The sequence below is a fragment of the Amycolatopsis sacchari genome (genome assembly GCF_900114035.1).
GTDB classification, from domain to species: domain Bacteria; phylum Actinomycetota; class Actinomycetes; order Mycobacteriales; family Pseudonocardiaceae; genus Amycolatopsis_E; species Amycolatopsis_E sacchari.
On sequence record NZ_FORP01000007.1, the window covers coordinates 278,710 to 292,840 of the forward strand.

The 14,131-nt window shown below is 70.9% G+C and carries 18 protein-coding genes; 5 read left to right on the top strand and 13 right to left on the bottom strand.

Annotated elements, in window-relative coordinates; all coding sequences use genetic code 11:
- Nucleotides 1-226: 226 nt before the first annotated feature.
- The 8 genes from aroQ to BMZ92_RS15130 all read right to left on the bottom strand — a co-directional run bounded on the left by aroQ (nt 227) and on the right by BMZ92_RS15130 (nt 6,794).
- Nucleotides 227-658, bottom strand: coding sequence for a type II 3-dehydroquinate dehydratase (gene aroQ, locus BMZ92_RS15095; RefSeq protein WP_091507606.1), 432 nt, complete (start codon nt 656-658; stop codon nt 227-229).
- Between the two features lie 46 nt (nt 659-704).
- On the bottom strand, nt 705-1,814 hold the full coding sequence (gene aroB, locus BMZ92_RS15100) for a 3-dehydroquinate synthase (protein WP_091507608.1): 1,110 nt from the start codon (nt 1,812-1,814) through the stop codon (nt 705-707).
- A complete protein-coding gene (locus BMZ92_RS15105) occupies nt 1,811-2,335 on the bottom strand; it encodes a shikimate kinase (protein ID WP_177228713.1) in 525 nt (174 codons plus the stop codon). The genes aroB and BMZ92_RS15105 overlap by 4 nt, the downstream gene beginning before the upstream one ends.
- Nucleotides 2,332-3,519 (bottom strand): chorismate synthase, encoded by a 1,188-nt coding sequence (gene aroC / locus BMZ92_RS15110; RefSeq protein WP_091507610.1) that lies wholly within the window; start codon nt 3,517-3,519, stop codon nt 2,332-2,334. The genes BMZ92_RS15105 and aroC overlap by 4 nt, the downstream gene beginning before the upstream one ends.
- 33 nt (nt 3,520-3,552) lie before the next feature.
- Nucleotides 3,553-4,209 (bottom strand): prepilin peptidase, encoded by a 657-nt coding sequence (locus BMZ92_RS15115; protein ID WP_245783068.1) that lies wholly within the window; start codon nt 4,207-4,209, stop codon nt 3,553-3,555.
- A gap of 1,060 nt (nt 4,210-5,269) precedes the next feature.
- Entirely contained in the window at nt 5,270-5,902 is a 633-nt protein-coding gene (locus BMZ92_RS15120; RefSeq protein ID WP_091507612.1) for an anti-sigma factor family protein, read from the bottom strand.
- A complete protein-coding gene (locus BMZ92_RS15125; protein ID WP_091507614.1) occupies nt 5,899-6,411 on the bottom strand; it encodes a sigma-70 family RNA polymerase sigma factor in 513 nt (170 codons plus the stop codon). Before BMZ92_RS15125 ends, BMZ92_RS15120 begins: the two co-directional genes overlap by 4 nt.
- Nucleotides 6,408-6,794: a hypothetical protein gene (locus tag BMZ92_RS15130; RefSeq protein WP_091507616.1), complete on the bottom strand. Its 387-nt coding sequence runs from the start codon at nt 6,792-6,794 to the stop codon at nt 6,408-6,410. Before BMZ92_RS15130 ends, BMZ92_RS15125 begins: the two co-directional genes overlap by 4 nt.
- A gap of 115 nt (nt 6,795-6,909) precedes the next feature.
- Here BMZ92_RS15130 and BMZ92_RS15135 point away from each other — a divergent pair, with 115 nt between their 5' ends.
- On the top strand, nt 6,910-7,353 hold the full coding sequence (locus BMZ92_RS15135) for a QcrA and Rieske domain-containing protein (protein ID WP_091507619.1): 444 nt from the start codon (nt 6,910-6,912) through the stop codon (nt 7,351-7,353).
- On the opposite strand, the gene BMZ92_RS15140 is transcribed toward BMZ92_RS15135, so the two are convergent.
- Nucleotides 7,350-7,802 (bottom strand): PTS sugar transporter subunit IIA, encoded by a 453-nt coding sequence (locus BMZ92_RS15140; RefSeq protein WP_091507621.1) that lies wholly within the window; start codon nt 7,800-7,802, stop codon nt 7,350-7,352. The two genes, BMZ92_RS15135 and BMZ92_RS15140, sit on opposite strands and share 4 nt — an antisense overlap.
- Complete coding sequence (locus tag BMZ92_RS15145; protein WP_091507623.1) at nt 7,799-8,035, bottom strand: PTS sugar transporter subunit IIB; 237 nt, start codon at nt 8,033-8,035, stop codon at nt 7,799-7,801. Before BMZ92_RS15145 ends, BMZ92_RS15140 begins: the two co-directional genes overlap by 4 nt.
- 172 nt (nt 8,036-8,207) lie before the next feature.
- On the opposite strand from BMZ92_RS15145, the gene BMZ92_RS15150 reads away from it, so the two are divergent.
- From BMZ92_RS15150 to BMZ92_RS15165, 4 genes are all read left to right on the top strand, one after another.
- Entirely contained in the window at nt 8,208-8,975 is a 768-nt protein-coding gene (locus BMZ92_RS15150; protein WP_091507827.1) for a GntR family transcriptional regulator, read from the top strand.
- On the top strand, nt 8,972-10,198 hold the full coding sequence (locus BMZ92_RS15155; protein WP_091507625.1) for a PTS transporter subunit EIIC: 1,227 nt from the start codon (nt 8,972-8,974) through the stop codon (nt 10,196-10,198). The genes BMZ92_RS15150 and BMZ92_RS15155 overlap by 4 nt, the downstream gene beginning before the upstream one ends.
- Nucleotides 10,199-10,261: 63 nt before the next feature.
- Nucleotides 10,262-11,077, top strand: coding sequence for a serine hydrolase domain-containing protein (locus BMZ92_RS15160; RefSeq protein WP_091507627.1), 816 nt, complete (start codon nt 10,262-10,264; stop codon nt 11,075-11,077).
- A 130-nt stretch (nt 11,078-11,207) separates the two neighbouring features.
- Nucleotides 11,208-12,002: a S1 family peptidase gene (locus BMZ92_RS15165; RefSeq protein WP_091507629.1), complete on the top strand. Its 795-nt coding sequence runs from the start codon at nt 11,208-11,210 to the stop codon at nt 12,000-12,002.
- On the opposite strand, the gene BMZ92_RS15170 is transcribed toward BMZ92_RS15165, so the two are convergent.
- From BMZ92_RS15170 to BMZ92_RS15180, 3 genes are read right to left on the bottom strand one after another with little or no spacing between them, the layout of a single operon-like run.
- The gene (locus tag BMZ92_RS15170) at nt 11,995-12,942 is read right to left on the bottom strand and encodes a D-2-hydroxyacid dehydrogenase family protein (RefSeq protein WP_091507631.1); all 948 of its coding nucleotides are present in this window, start codon (nt 12,940-12,942) and stop codon (nt 11,995-11,997) included. The two genes, BMZ92_RS15165 and BMZ92_RS15170, sit on opposite strands and share 8 nt — an antisense overlap.
- The gene (locus BMZ92_RS15175) at nt 12,939-13,649 is read right to left on the bottom strand and encodes a class I SAM-dependent methyltransferase (RefSeq protein WP_091507829.1); all 711 of its coding nucleotides are present in this window, start codon (nt 13,647-13,649) and stop codon (nt 12,939-12,941) included. The genes BMZ92_RS15170 and BMZ92_RS15175 overlap by 4 nt, the downstream gene beginning before the upstream one ends.
- Entirely contained in the window at nt 13,649-14,110 is a 462-nt protein-coding gene (locus BMZ92_RS15180) for a GrpB family protein (RefSeq protein ID WP_091507633.1), read from the bottom strand. The genes BMZ92_RS15175 and BMZ92_RS15180 overlap by 1 nt, the downstream gene beginning before the upstream one ends.
- Between the last annotated feature and the right edge of the window lie 21 nt (nt 14,111-14,131).

Here is a 14,131-nt window from a genome sequence, read left to right on the forward strand (position 1 = left end):
TGGGCGTGCCGGTCCCGCGCCGCCGGTTGGTCCCGCCGCCGCGCCACAGGCTGCTCCCGCCTTTGCCGCGCTGCGGGTGTCGGCCCCACCGTTGCCACGCAACGGACCCCCGCGCATAGCCGCATCGCGGGCCGATGCCGTCGTTGCCGCGCCACGGGGCGCGGCCGAGTGCTCGCGGGACGCCTCCCGCGGCTCCGGTCTGCCCCGCGACTTCCGGGCAGTGGCGTCAGCGGGCGTTTTCGGCGAGCCAGCGCAGCGCCAGGGGGTAACCGGGCACGCCGAGACCGGCGATGACCGCCGTGGCGATGTCGGAAAGCACGCTGTGGTGCCGGAACTCCTCGCGCTTGTGCACGTTGGAGATGTGCAGCTCGATGAGCGGCGCGGTCAGCTGGGCGGCGGCGTCGCGGACGGCGATCGAGTAGTGCGTCCAGGCCCCGGCGTTGAGCACCACGGGGAAACCACTGTCTGCCGCCTCGTGCAACCAGCCGACCATCTCACCCTCGTGGTCCGTCTGCCGCACTTCGACGTCCAGGCCGAGTTCTCCGCCGGTCTTCACGCACAGTTCGGCCAGGTCCGCGTGCGTGGTCGAGCCATAGACCGACGGCTCCCGCTTGCCGAGCCGCCCCAGGTTTGGTCCATTAAGGACGAAGACCTTCACCGCGTTGCGCTCCCCTCGTCACATCCACCGGCTCCGGGGGCCGGGTTCACAGCAGCACGCTCCCGCCCTCAGCGGGCTTGTCCCTGGCGATCGCCGAGTACGCGGCGGCCAGCAAGGCGGGGTCCGGGCCTTCGAGGCGTCCGGGTTTGGCGAGCCCGTCGAGCACGACGAACCGCAGCACGCCGGACCGCGTCTTCTTGTCGCCACGCATGGTTTCCAGCAGTTGCGGTAGCGCGTCCGGGTCGTAGGTGGTGGGCAGGCCCAGCAGCTTCAGCACGGCGGCGTGCCGCTCGGCGGTGGCGTCGTCAAGGCGGCCGGCGAGCCTGGCCAGCTCAGCCGCGAAAACCAGGCCGACGCTGACAGCGGCGCCGTGCCGCCAGCGGTACCGTTCGCGACGCTCGATGGCGTGCCCGAGGGTGTGGCCGTAGTTGAGGATCTCGCGCAGGTCGGACTCACGCAGGTCGGCGGCGACGACGTCGGCCTTGACCTGGATCGAGCGGCGGACCAGTTCGCCGAGCACCTCGCCCTGCGGGTCCACGGCCGCGGCCGGATCGGCCTCGATCAGGTCGAGGATCACCGGGTCGGCGATGAACCCGGCCTTCACGACCTCCGCCATGCCGGCGACGAGTTCGTTGGGCGGCAGGCTTTCCAGGGTCGCCAGGTCGGCGAGCACCGCGGCCGGCTCGTGGAACACGCCGACGAGGTTCTTGCCGGCCTCGGTGTTGATGCCGGTCTTGCCGCCGACCGCGGCGTCCACCATGCCGAGCAGCGTGGTCGGCACGTTGACGAGCCGCACGCCCCGCAGCCACGTCCCCGCCACGAACCCGGCGAGGTCGGTGACCGCCCCGCCGCCGAGGCCCACGACCACGCCACGCCGGTCGAGCCCGATCCGCCCGAGCACCTCCCAGCAGAAGCTCGCGACGCTCAGCGCCTTGCCGTCCTCCGCGTCGGGGATTTCGACGCGGTGCGCGTCCAGGCCCGCCTCCACGAGTTCCTCGCGGATGGCCTCGGCCGTGGCGGTCAGCGTGGGCGGGTGGACCAGCGCGACCTTCGACGCGTCGCGCAGGACGTCGGTCAGTTCGCCCAGCAGCCCCTTGCCGATCACGACGTCGTAGGGCTGGCTGGTCTCGACCCGGATGCGCACCGGCTCGGTCACTGCGTCTTCTCCAGTTCGTCGGTCAGCCGTGTCGCGATGGCGGACACGATCTCCTCGGGCGTGCGGTCGTCGGTGTCGACCTCGATCGTGGCGACCGCGCGGTACACCGGCAGCCTCGCTTCGAGGAGGCTGCGGTAGGTCGCGCGCGGGTTCACCCCGGCGAGGAGCGGCCGGGCCGTCGACAGCCCGACACGCTGCACGCCGGTGGCGAAGCCGACCTTCAGGAACACCACGGGATGGCCTTTCAGCCGCTCCTGCGTGGCGGCGGCCAGCACGGCCCCGCCGCCGACGGACAGCACGCCGTCGTGCTCGGCGAGCGCCTCGGCGACCACCGCCTCCTCCAGTTCGCGGAACGCCGGCTCGCCGTCGGTCGCGAAGATGTCGGCGATCGAACGCCCCGTGCGGGCGACGATGTCGTCGTCGGTGTCCCGGAACGGGACACCGAGTTCCGCGGCCAGCAGCGGGCCGACCGTGCTCTTACCGGACCCGGGCGGCCCGGCGACCACGACGCACGGCTTCACCACCGTTCCTCCAGCGCCTTGAGGTAGCCCTCGGCGTTGCGCTTGGTTTCGGCGAGCGAGTCACCACCGAACTTCTCCAACGCCGCGTCAGCCAGGACGAGCGCGGCCACCGACTCCAGCACGACCCCGGCCCGCGGCACCGCACAAACGTCGGACCGCTGGTGGATGGCCACCGCGGGCTCGCCGGTCGTGACGTCCACAGTGGACAGCGCCTTCGGCACGGTCGAAATCGGCTTCATCGCGACGCGCACCCGCAGCGGTTCCCCGTTGGTGATGCCGCCTTCCAGTCCGCCCGCACGGTTCGACCGGCGCGTGACGCCGACCGGCCCGGAGCCCGGGTCGATCTCGTCGTGCGCCTGGCTGCCCCAGCGGCGGGCCGTGGTGAAGCCGTCACCCACCTCGACGCCCTTCATCGCCTGCACGCCCATCAGCGCACCCGCGAGCCGCGCGTCCAGGCGGCGGTCCCAGTGCACGTGGGAACCGAGCCCCGGCGGCAGCCCGTAGGCGATCACCTCGATCACGCCGCCGACGGTGTCCCCCGCCTTCCGCACGGCGTCGACTTCGGCGACCATCCGGTCCGTGGCCTCCTGACCGAAGGCACGCACCGGGCTCTCGTCGATGGCGGCGAGGTCTCCGGGGCCCGGCAGCGGGCCTTCCGGTGCCTCGGCACCGCCGATCGAGATCACGTGGCTGATGATCTCCACACCGAGCAGCTGACGCAGGAACGCGCGCGCCACCGTGCCGAGTGCTGTGCGGGACGCGGTTTCCCGCGCGCTGGCCCGCTCGAGCACGGGCCGGGCCTCGTCGAAGCCGTACTTCTGCATGCCAGGCAGGTCCGCGTGCCCGGGCCGGGGCCGCGTCAGCGGCTCGTTGCGGGCGAGACCGGCGAGCTCGGCCGGATCGACCGGGTCGGCGGCCATGACCTTTTCCCACTTGGGCCATTCCGCGTTTTCGATGTGCACCGCGATGGGGCCGCCCTGGGTCACGCCATGCCGGACACCGCCGAGGAACTCGATGTGGTCGGTTTCGAAGCCCATGCGCGGGCTGCGGCCGAACCCGAGCCGCCGGCGGGCGAGCTGCTCACTCACTTCGGCGGTGGTGACCTCGACTCCGGCCACCATCCCTTCCAGCACGGCGGCCAGCGCGGGCCCGTGCGATTCACCTGCGGTTATCCAGCGCAACACCTCACGATCCTGTCACGTCCCACCCTGCGGGACTCAAGTGCCCATACCTGTTCCCGGGAACACCGCGACCAGCCAGGTCGCGGCGAGCATGCCGGGCCCGTGCGGTACTCCGCGCCTCCAATGCCGGACCAGCGCGAGCACCACCGTGACCACCGACGCGAGTGCGGCCGCCAGGACGAGCGCCATCCAGTGCACGGCGCCCACCACCGCGCCGAGGACACCTGCGAGCTTCACGTCGCCCGCGCCTAACGAGCGGCAAGACAACGCGTGCACCAGCATGTGTGCGCCGCCGAAGAGGACAGCGGCAGCGGCCGCTCGAATCGCCAGCGGCGGGCCGGGACCGGCTGCCGCCGCTGTCACGAGCGCAGTCGCGAGGGCTGGGTACGCGGGCAACGTGAGCGCGTCAGGCAGGCGGCGGTGGCGCAGATCAGCGGCCGCCAGCGGGACCGCGAAGGTCGCAAGAGCGAGTGGCACCGGCAGCCACCAGCCCGGCCAGGCGCCCGCAAGCCAGCGCCAGCCCGCGAACGACCACAGGACGGCCGTGCCGACGGCGACGGGAAGCGTCGGGACCGGGGCGGGCGCACGGGCCCGGGCGAGGACGACTGAGGCGAGCATCGCGAGCGTGGCGCCCGCTCCGGCGAACGCGGCGGTGAGGAGGATGGCGAGAACGGGGTGGAGTGCGTTGGTCATGCCTCTACTTTTCCCGGGGTGGGCGGTATTCGGCAAGGAAGAGTTTTTACGAGTGGACCACTCGTGCGGAAATTCGGAGGAATTCCTTCGGTCGGGTGAATTGGGGTCGAGTTGCGCTGCGAATTGTGGTGCCGGTGGGCGGTTTGCGGCTGGGGCGAAGGCGGAGCGGATGGGGCAGCGGGTTTGGGGCGGAGCGGGTGGAAGCGCGGGGTGGGGTGGGTGGAAGCGCGGGTGGGGGTCAGGTAGGGCGATGGGGTGCACGACCGGTGGTGTGATCAGGACGGGGTGGGCGGTTGAGCGAACGGCCACCGTGAGCGCGGATCGAACGAGACGGGTGTGCAGGGGGATTGAGCGGCCAGGGTTGGCGGGAGGACTGGGCGGCCGGGGGGGTCGGGGGTCGCGCAAGCCGGAAAGCGGGGCTATCAAACGGTAGGGGTGGGCGTGGCGATCGAACGGCCAAGGTGACTGGGGAGCCGAGTCCAAGCAATGGCGATGGGCCAGAAGGAAGCCGCGTGCGGGAAGGATTCCGCCGAAGTGTCCGAGACCCGGTTTGGTTTCGGCGGAAGAAGGGGCGGCGTGGTCGGTGGTAGCTCGCTCGGTGATCAAGTGAGCCGGAATGAGGCGGTCACATGCGATTGGTGGCATGGCCGGGGTAGTGGTTCGCGCGATGATCGGAATGGGACTGGGCGGTGCTTGCGCCGGATGGGGAAAGTAGGCACGTCGACGTGGTCCCACAGCGGTAACGGGCGGAAAATAGTGTCACCGCGAACTGGCGCGCGGAATTCATCTCATGAACGGCCGCGCCGGGGAGATAAAAATGAGTAGCGAGGCTCAGGGAAAACCGAAATATGGAGCGGGATATCCGGTACGGACAGCCGACCTCGCCCCGAGCAGGAAATGGAGCAGGGACCGTAGCGGGACCACCGCACCGACTGCCTCAGAACTGAGCCCGAGTGGAACGGCCATGATGCCCCGTGAAGCCGTCCCAGCGAAGACGCCGCTCAGACAAAGCCGTCCCACCGAAACCGCCGCCCAGGCAAAAGCCGCCGGGGGCGCAGCCTCAGGGCTGCCAGCGCAGCACCGGCGTCCCCGATGCTGTGCGGATCTCCAGGGCCTGGATGTCGTCCGGGGACATCGCCGTGTCCAGGGTGATCTTCGCCGTGTGGTCCGGGTCCGCCCACCAGCTCGCCAGATCCGTCTCGGTCCCGTCCGCCCTGAGGGCGACCAGGCGGTAGTCCGCCCCGTACTCCGCCCCCTTGTACTGGCACGACATGTCCACCCGCGAACCGCCCGACACGGCGGCCACCGCGGCCGTCGCCTGAACGGGGGCCGACACCAGTGGCGTCATGGCGGTCCCGGCAGGCCCGGCGGCCTGCGGGACGAACACCGCCGCCACCACCGCGGCAGCCGCGGCCACCCCGACCACCGTGGTCGTCAGCGTGCGCCGCCTCCGGGCCTTGCGCACGGCACCCAGCATCGACGGCAACACGCCGGGCGGCGGCTCGGGCGGCTCCACCATCTCCGGGCCGACCTGGGCCAGCAGCCCCGGCAACCCCGCCAGTTCCTGCACCGACCGCGCGCACTCCGCGCAGTCCTTCAGGTGCGCCTCGAAGGCAGCCCGGTCCTCGGGGGACAGCGCGCCGAGGACATACGCCGCGTCATAGGTCTCGAACTCGTCCGCAGGCCGGCTCACCGGGTCACCCCCCTCTCCTCCAACGCGAGCCTCAACGCCCGCAACGCGTAGTGCGTCCGCGACTTCACCGTCCCGGGCGCGACCCCCAGCCGCTCCGCCGCCTCAGCCACCGAAAACCCCTGGAAGTAGCACAATCCCAGCACCTCGCGGTGCGCGTCGGACAGCTCGCGCACCGCCTCCGCCACCAGCCAGCCCTGCAGCGCGCGCTCGGTCCCGTCCGGCAGCGCCAGCTCCGGCGGCGCGTCCGTGCTCACCTCGGACCGCGACGCCGCCGAACGCCACCCGTCGATCGCAATCCGGCGGGCCACCGTGAACAACCACGCCCGTGCCGAGCCCTGCGTCTGGTCCAGCACCTTCGGGTGCTTCCACGCCCGCAGCAGCGTCTCCTGCACCACGTCCTCGGCGAGGGCGCGGTCACCGTTCGTCAGCCTGAGCGCGTAGGACCACAGCGCCGCCGCGTGCTCGTCGTGCAGCGCGCGCATCAACTGGTCTTCCGCACCCTCCTTCATACGCGGAGGGCCTGCCGCGTCCGCGTCTGCGCGAACAGCAGCGCGGCCCCGAACACCACGCAGCCCGCCTCGGTCACCACGCCCCAGATCTCCGACTGCATCACGAACTGCTCGTGCACCCCGAACAACCCGCCCGGCGTCAGCGAGACCAGGTACGCGGCCAGCGTGACCGCGCCGAAGCCGACCGCCGCCAGCACCGGCAGCCAGTGGTGCCAAAGCAGCACCGCGAGCGCGATCGCCACCCCCGCGATCACGTTCACCAGGAACAACGGGCCGATCGTGTCGATGTCGGCGAACCCCTCGTTCGCGTACAGGTCGTAGTGCACCCAGGCCGAGCCGAGCAGCCCCAGCACCACCAGGACCCGCAGCACCCACGCCACCATGGCCGCACCCCTTCCCTCGACGGCAAACCTATAACCGTTCCACGAGACGACCCCCGATCCGGTTCAATGTGCAACAACTTTGAACCGGATCGGCGGCTATCCCGTGAAAAAAGGCATGACTGCTGACACACCCACCCGTCGTACCGTCCTGACCACCGGAGTCGCCGTGGCCGGCGCTGCGGCCGGTGCGGTCGCGCTCGCGGCCTGCGGCACCGACTCGGGCTCGTCCGGCTCGTCCGGGGGCGCCGCACCCGCGCCCGCGCCGTCGGGCACGACCGTCGCGGCGCTCGCCGACATCCCGGTCGGGCAGTGCAAATCCGTGCAGGTCAACGGCCAGCAGGCCATCGTCGCCCGGCCGACCGAGACGACCGCGGCGTGCTTCAGCGCCATCTGCACGCACCAGGGCTGCACCGTCAACCCCGACGGCGGCAAGCTCAGCTGCCCCTGCCACGGCTCGGTGTTCAACGCGCTGACCGGCGCCGTCGAAAAGGGCCCGGCCTCGACGCCGCTGCCGTCCATCCCCGTGAAGGTCGACGGCAGCAACGTCGTGACCGCCTAGCCCCAGACGAACAGCTGCTCACCGGCGGCCACGGGGCCGTCGGTGAGCAGCTCCGAAAGCCCGTCCGCCGGTGCGTCGAGCGCGACCACCGGCACCACCGGCGAGTAGCCGGCGGCCCGCACCGCGTCCGGGTTCCACCGGATCAGCGGCTGCCCCGCCCGCACGGACTCGCCCTTCACCACGTGCAGGGTGAAGCCCTCACCCTTCTGCTTGACCGTGTCGATGCCCAGGTGCACCAGCACGCCCTTGCCGTCCTCCCCCGCGACGACGAACGCGTGCGGGTGCAGGGTGACCACGGTGCCGTCGATCGGCGCCACCGCCTCCTGCTCCCCGCCGCCGGGCTCCACGGCGACCCCCGGCCCGACCATCGCCTGCGCGAACACCGGGTCGGGCACCTCGCTCATCGGCACCGCCCGGCCTGGCACCGGGCTCGCGACGACCGTGCTCACAGCAGGTCCTGGATGTCCTCGGCGATCGTGTCGGCCTCCGGCCCCACCACGACCTGCACGACCGATCCCATCTTCATGACCCCGTGGGCACCGGCCTGCTTGAGCGCCGCCTCGTCCACCACGGAACCGTCCTGCAGTTCGCAGCGCAGCCGCGTGATGCACCCTTCGATGTCGATGACGTTCCCGGCGCCTCCGAGCGCCGCGAGAATCTTTTCCGGCCTGTCGTCGGCCACGGCGGCCTCCCTCTCCTAGTCGGCTGAACACGTTCCCGTAACGGTGGTTGACACCCCAACGGTAGGCGGAGCATTCTGCCCCATCAAGAAATGGTCTAGACCGGAACGTACCAATCTTCGGCGCCGGGAGCGAGCCCGGCAACGAAGCCGAAACAAAGGGAAGGTGGCGACGTTGGCTGGATCCGAAGTCGCCGCCGGCCGGGTGGTGGACGGCCCCACGCCGAAACACGCCCAGCTGCGGGAAATCCTGCGGCGCACGATCGAACGGGAGCTCCCGCCCGGCTCCCCCATCCCGTCGGAACGGGAGCTGGCGCAGCGCTACGGCGTCTCGCGGCTGACCGTCCGGTCGGCGATCGGGAAGCTGGTCGAGGAGGGCCTGCTGACCAGGGCGAGGGGCAAGGGCACCTTCACCGCGACCCGCCGGATGGACCTGCAGCTGTACCTGTCGTCGTTCACCAACGACATGCGGCGGCGCGGGCTCGTGCCCACCACGAAGGTGCTCGGCCTGGCGGCCGAGGTCCCGCCGGCGCCCACCGCGAACGCACTGGGTCTCGCCCCGGGCAGCAGCGCCTACCGGCTGACCCGGCTGCGGTGCGCCGACGGGGTACCGCTCGCGCTCGAGCGGGGCTGGTACCACCCAGGGCCGCTGCCCGGACTGCTCGACCAGGACCTCACGCAGTCCCTGTACGAGCTCCTCGCCCGGCACTACGACCTCCGCTTCGACCACGGCAGGCAGATCGTCTGGGCCGAGGCGGCGGACCGGGAAACCGCGCGGCTGCTGGGCATCCGCGCCGGCGACCCGCTTCTGGTCTTCCGCCGGATCTCCACCACCGCCGGAGATCCGGTCGAGGACATCACCTCCTGGTACCGGGGCGACCGGTACCAGGTGACCATGGATCTGGACCCGACACTCCCCGCCGAACACGGAGGTATGCCGTGAGTACCACCACCGCCGAAGGAACGAACAGAGGGAAGGGCAGGGGGGTCGCGGGGCTGCAGCGCTTCGGCCGCAGCCTCATGCTGCCCATCGCCACGCTGCCCGCCGCGGGTCTGCTCAGCCGGCTGGGCCAGGACGACCTGCTCGGCCGCTGGGACGCGACGAAGAAGGTCGCGGCCGTGCTCGCCGCGGCCGGCGGTGGGCTGTTCGACTGGCTCCCGCTGCTGTTCGCGGTGGGCATCGCCGTCGGCTTCGCCCGGCGCGGCGACGGTTCGACCGGCGTCGCCGCCGTCGTGGGCTTCGTCGTGTTCAACAAGGTCGTGCAGGTCTTCGCGCCGATCAGCGACCTGGAAGGGTTCAAGGAGGGCTGGTACCTCCAGCCGATCAAGTGGCCCTACAGCGTGCTGGGCGGTGTGATCGTCGGTCTCGTGACGGCGGTGCTGTGGCAGCGGTTCCACCGCATCAAGCTGCCCCCGTACCTGGCCTTCTTCGGCGGCCGCCGGTTCGTGCCGATCATCAACTCGCTCGCCCTGCTGGTCCTCGGCGTCATCTTCGGCCTGATCTTCCCCGCCGTGGACAACGTCATCCAGCACCTGGGCAACGCGGTCACCGGGGACGCGGTCATCGGTGGCGGGATCTACGGTCTGGTCAACCGGCTGCTCCTGCCGATCGGCCTGCACCAGCTGATCAACGTGCCGGTGTGGTTCATCTTCAAGGGCGGCGACATCAACAACTTCTTCGCCGGGGACCCGCACGCGGGCGCGTTCACGACCGGGTTCTTCCCGATCTTCATGTTCGCGCTGCCCGCCGCCGCGCTGGCCATCTGGCACACCGCCCGGCCGGAGCAGCGGAAGGTGGCGGGCGGCATCATGATCTCCGCCGCGCTGACCTCGTTCCTCACCGGCGTCACCGAGCCGATCGAGTTCGCGTTCATGTTCGTGGCGTGGCCGCTGTACCTCATCCACGCGGTGCTCACGGGCGTCTCGCTCGCGATCTGCAACGCGCTGGACATCCACCTCGGGTTCTCGTTCTCGGCGGGCGCGATCGACTACCTGCTGAACTTCAGCGCCCCGGCCGCGAACCGGGCGTGGCTGCTGATCCCGATCGGCCTGGTGTACGCGGTGATCTACTACTTCGTGTTCCGCTGGGTCATCACGAAGTGGAACCTGCGCACCCCGGGCCGCGAGGAGGAGGGCGCCGAGCTCAACGACACCACCAAGGTCTGACGACCGCACGACGAGGGCCCGGTGCGACGCGGTCGCGCCGGGCCCTCGTCGTAGGGTGGCGGGGTGGACAGCCTGCGCGCGATCGACGAGTGGCCGGTGGACAACGCGTCGGTGGCGGTGGTCGCCGCCGACGGGACCGTGCTAGGGCAGCACGGTGACCCGGAACGCACGTACCGCCTCGCGTCGGTGACGAAGCTGCTGACGGCCTACACGGCGCACATCGCGATCGAAGAGGGCGTCGTCGAGCTCGACACACCCGCGGGCCCGGAGGGTTCGACGGTGCGGCACCTGCTCGCCCACACGTCCGGCCTCGCCTTCAACGAACACCGGGCGATGGCCGCGCCCGGGACGCGGCGGCTGTACTCCAACGCCGGGTTCGAGGTCCTCGCCGACACGCTCGCGGAACACTCGGGCATCCCGTTCGCCGAGTACCAGTCGGAGGCGCTGTTCGTGCCGCTGGGCATGGCTGCCACGAAACTGGACGGCTCCCCCGCCTCCGGCGCCGTCTCGTGCGTCCGCGACCTGCTCGCGTTCGCGGCCGAGCTGCAACGGCCCACCCTCCTGGACCCGGCGACGCTGAGCACGGCGACGCAGGTCGCGTTCCCCGGGCTGACCGGGGTGCTGCCGGGGTTCGGGCACCAGAAACCGAACGACTGGGGCCTGGGGTTCGAGATCCGCGACTCGAAGAGTCCACATTGGACAGGTGCGGCGTCGTCGCCCCGGACGTTCGGGCATTTCGGGCAGTCCGGCACTTTCCTCTGGGTGGACCCCGACGCGGGGGCCGCGTGCGTCGCGCTCACCGACCGCGCGTTCGGCCCCTGGGCGGCCGAGGTGTGGCCCGCTTTCACCGATCGGGTACTGGCAGAACTCACGGCGTGACCCGATCGGGGTGTCTTTCCGCGAACTAGACTTTAGTCGGATTCGCACCCCCCTCCGCGGCGGTTAGTTTTTGTTTCGCTGCGCGGAATCCTCGCGCACGGTCCCCTCATCCTGCGGAGGTTTGTTCGTCATGCGCTTTTCCCGTCTTCGCCGCGGCCTCGTCGGCCTCGGCGTGCTCGCCACCGCCGTGGTCACGCTCGCCACCGGCACCGCACAGGCCGCCACACCGTTCGTCGTCGGCGGCCAGACCGCCGCACAGGGCCAGTTCCCGTGGATGGTGCGGCTGTCGATGGGCTGCGGCGGCGCGCTCGTCGCGTCGAAGGTGGTGCTCACCGCCGCGCACTGCGTCACGCGCACCGGCAGCAACTCGAGCATCACCGCCACGATCGGCAAGGTCGACCTGCAGGCCGGCGGCGGGCAGTCGATCCGCTCCACGTACGTCTACCGCAGCCCGCAGTACGCCAGCACGGGCGCGCAGGACTGGGCGCTGATCGAGCTGGCGTCGGCGCCGTCGGCCCCGCTGCTGCCGATCGCCGCCCAGGGCCAGACTTCGCTCAACAGCGGCGATTTCACGATCATGGGCTGGGGTGCCACCACCGAGGGCGGCGGCCAGTCCCGGTACCTGAGATACGCGACGGTCCCGTTCGTCTCCGACGCGTCGTGCCAGCAGTCCTACGGCAGTGAACTGCAGCCGGCGTACGAGCTGTGCGCCGGTTACCCGCAGGGCGGCGTGGACACGTGCCAGGGTGACTCGGGCGGTCCGATGGTGAAGCGGGATTCCGCGGGTGACTGGGTCGAGGTCGGCATCGTCAGCTGGGGCGAGGGCTGTGCCGAACCGGGCTACCCCGGGGTGTACGGGGAGGTGCAGTCCTTCTCGGACAACATCAAGGCCCGGATCAGCTCCAGCGGGACGGTCGTCAGGTAAGGCTCATCACCCGCACCGGGCTGCCCGCCCGCCAGGCGGCGATGTCCTCGACCGCGTCGCGGAAGAAGACGTCGTAGACGTCACGGGTCACGTAGCCGAGGTGCGGGGTGAGCACCGCGTTGTCCAGCGTCCGCAGGGGGTGGTCGGCGGGCAGCGGCTCGACGTCGAACACGTCGAGCGCGGCGCCGCCGATCGCCCGGCGGCGCAGGGCGTCGACGAGGGCCGCCTCGTCGACGATGGGTCCACGGGAGGTGTTGACCAGCAGCGAATCGGGTTTCATGAGCGCCAGCTCCGCCGCGCCCACCAGGCCGCGCGTGCGCTTGCTGAGCACCAGGTGCACCGACAGCACGTCGGAGCGGCGGAACAGCTCCTCCTTCGGCACCGCGGTGACACCGTGCTCGGCGGCGCGTTCGGGGGTGAGGTTCTGGCTCCAGGCGATCGTCTCCATGCCGAACGCCTGCCCCACCTTCGCCACGCGCGAGCCGAGCCTGCCCAGGCCCAGCAGGCCCAGGGTCCGGCCGTGCAGGGGGACGCCGACGGTGGTCTGCCAGCGGCCCTGGCGCATCGCGGGCAGCTCGACGCCGAGGTGCCGCTGGGCGGCCAGGATGAGCGCCCACGTGTGCTCGGCGGTGGGGTGCGGGAGGTAGCCCGTGCCACACACGAGGATGCCGTGTTCCTCGGCGGCCTTCAGGTCGATCGCGGCGTTGCGGTGGCCGGTGCTGACCAGGAGCTTCAGGTCGGTCAGCCGGGCCAGCAGCTCGGCGGGGAACCGGGTGCGCTCGCGCATCGCGACGACGACCTCGGCGCCGGCGAGGCGGGCGACCAGTTCGTCGGGGTCGTCGATGTGGGAGGTGAACACCTCGAGCTCGGCGTCGAGGGACTTCCAGTCGGCGAAGTCCTGTGCCACGTTCTGGTAGTCGTCGAGGATGGCGATCTTCACGTGCCCGACGGTACCTCCTCGCTGATCGCGCGGAAGTACAGGAAGCGCGGTGCCGTGGTCAGCAGCGGGTAGAAGTCCGGATCGGCCTGCTTCGCCCCGGGCAGCGGCATCGGCTCGACCAGCTGGTCGACGGCGAACCCGGCCTGCCGCAGCGCGCGGAAGCTCGCGCTGAGCGGGCGCCGGTAGAACCGCACCGGCATGGGTCGCCCGGCGACGGTGAACACTTCGTGCACCGGCTCGGTGCGGAAGTAGTCCGGACGGTCGAACCAGTGCCAGTCCTCCGGGTGGTGCACCGACAGCACGAGCACGCCACCGGGTTCGAGCACCCGCCGCAGCTCGGCGAGCGGCGGACCCCAGTCCTCGAGGTAGTGCAGCACCAGTGACGCGGTGACGAGGTCGAACGCGTCCGACGGCAGGAAGTCCAGCGGCCGCGCGAGGTCGGCCTGGTGGAACTCGGCCTCGGGGCAGCGTCTCCGCGCGAGCCCGATCATGGTGGCGCTGAGGTCGATCCCGGTGACCTTCGCACCCCGTTCGACCAACTGCCGGGCGAGGTGGCCGCCCGCGCAGCCGACGTCGAGCACCCGCTTGCCCGCGACGTCCCCGGCGAGTTCCAGGATGGCGGGGCGGTCGTAGTAGGCGTTGGTGGCGTTCGTGGCGGAATGCTCGTCGTAGAGGTGACCGAGCTCGTCGTACTGCGTCTCGGCCATCAGGCGCACCCCAGGATCTCGTCGATGACGTCGTTCTTCGCGTCGGCGTAGTTCTGGCTGTACTTCCAGGTGCGCGAATAGACGTGCAGGTTGACGTCGGTGTCCGGCCCCTTGAAGGCGCGGTGCTCGTCGTGGCCCGGTTCGCGGATGACCAAGCGGTAGCCCGCGGCTTCAAGCGCGGGCACGTAGGCGGGTTCGTCGGCAGAGTTGGGGACGACGAGGAGCACGTCGATGATCTGCTTGGCGCACAGGCCCGGCACCGACGTCGAACCGACGTGGTCCAGCGGCACGACCCGCTTCCCCAGGGCCGAGCGGATGCGGCTAGCCTTACGTTCGTAGAGTTGCGCCCAGCGGGGATCGTAGTCGGCGAGGGTGACGGTCGAGTTCAGGACCGGTGCCCCGGCGACCCAGATTTCCTGGATCTCACCCTCGGCATAGCTGACGCGTCCGGCGTTCGGCATGACTGTCCCTTCTGGAAGGCA

Coding starts and splice junctions, on each gene's coding strand:
- BMZ92_RS15115 (WP_245783068.1), bottom strand. CDS start 4,209: ATGACCAACGCACTCCACCCCGTTCTCGCCATCCTCCTCACCGCCGCG.
- BMZ92_RS15125 (WP_091507614.1), bottom strand. CDS start 6,411: ATGAAGGAGGGTGCGGAAGACCAGTTGATGCGCGCGCTGCACGACGAG.
- BMZ92_RS15130 (WP_091507616.1), bottom strand. CDS start 6,794: ATGGTGGCGTGGGTGCTGCGGGTCCTGGTGGTGCTGGGGCTGCTCGGC.
- BMZ92_RS15135 (WP_091507619.1), top strand. CDS start 6,910: ATGACTGCTGACACACCCACCCGTCGTACCGTCCTGACCACCGGAGTC.
- BMZ92_RS15165 (WP_091507629.1), top strand. CDS start 11,208: ATGCGCTTTTCCCGTCTTCGCCGCGGCCTCGTCGGCCTCGGCGTGCTC.
- BMZ92_RS15175 (WP_091507829.1), bottom strand. CDS start 13,649: ATGGCCGAGACGCAGTACGACGAGCTCGGTCACCTCTACGACGAGCAT.
- BMZ92_RS15180 (WP_091507633.1), bottom strand. CDS start 14,110: ATGCCGAACGCCGGACGCGTCAGCTATGCCGAGGGTGAGATCCAGGAA.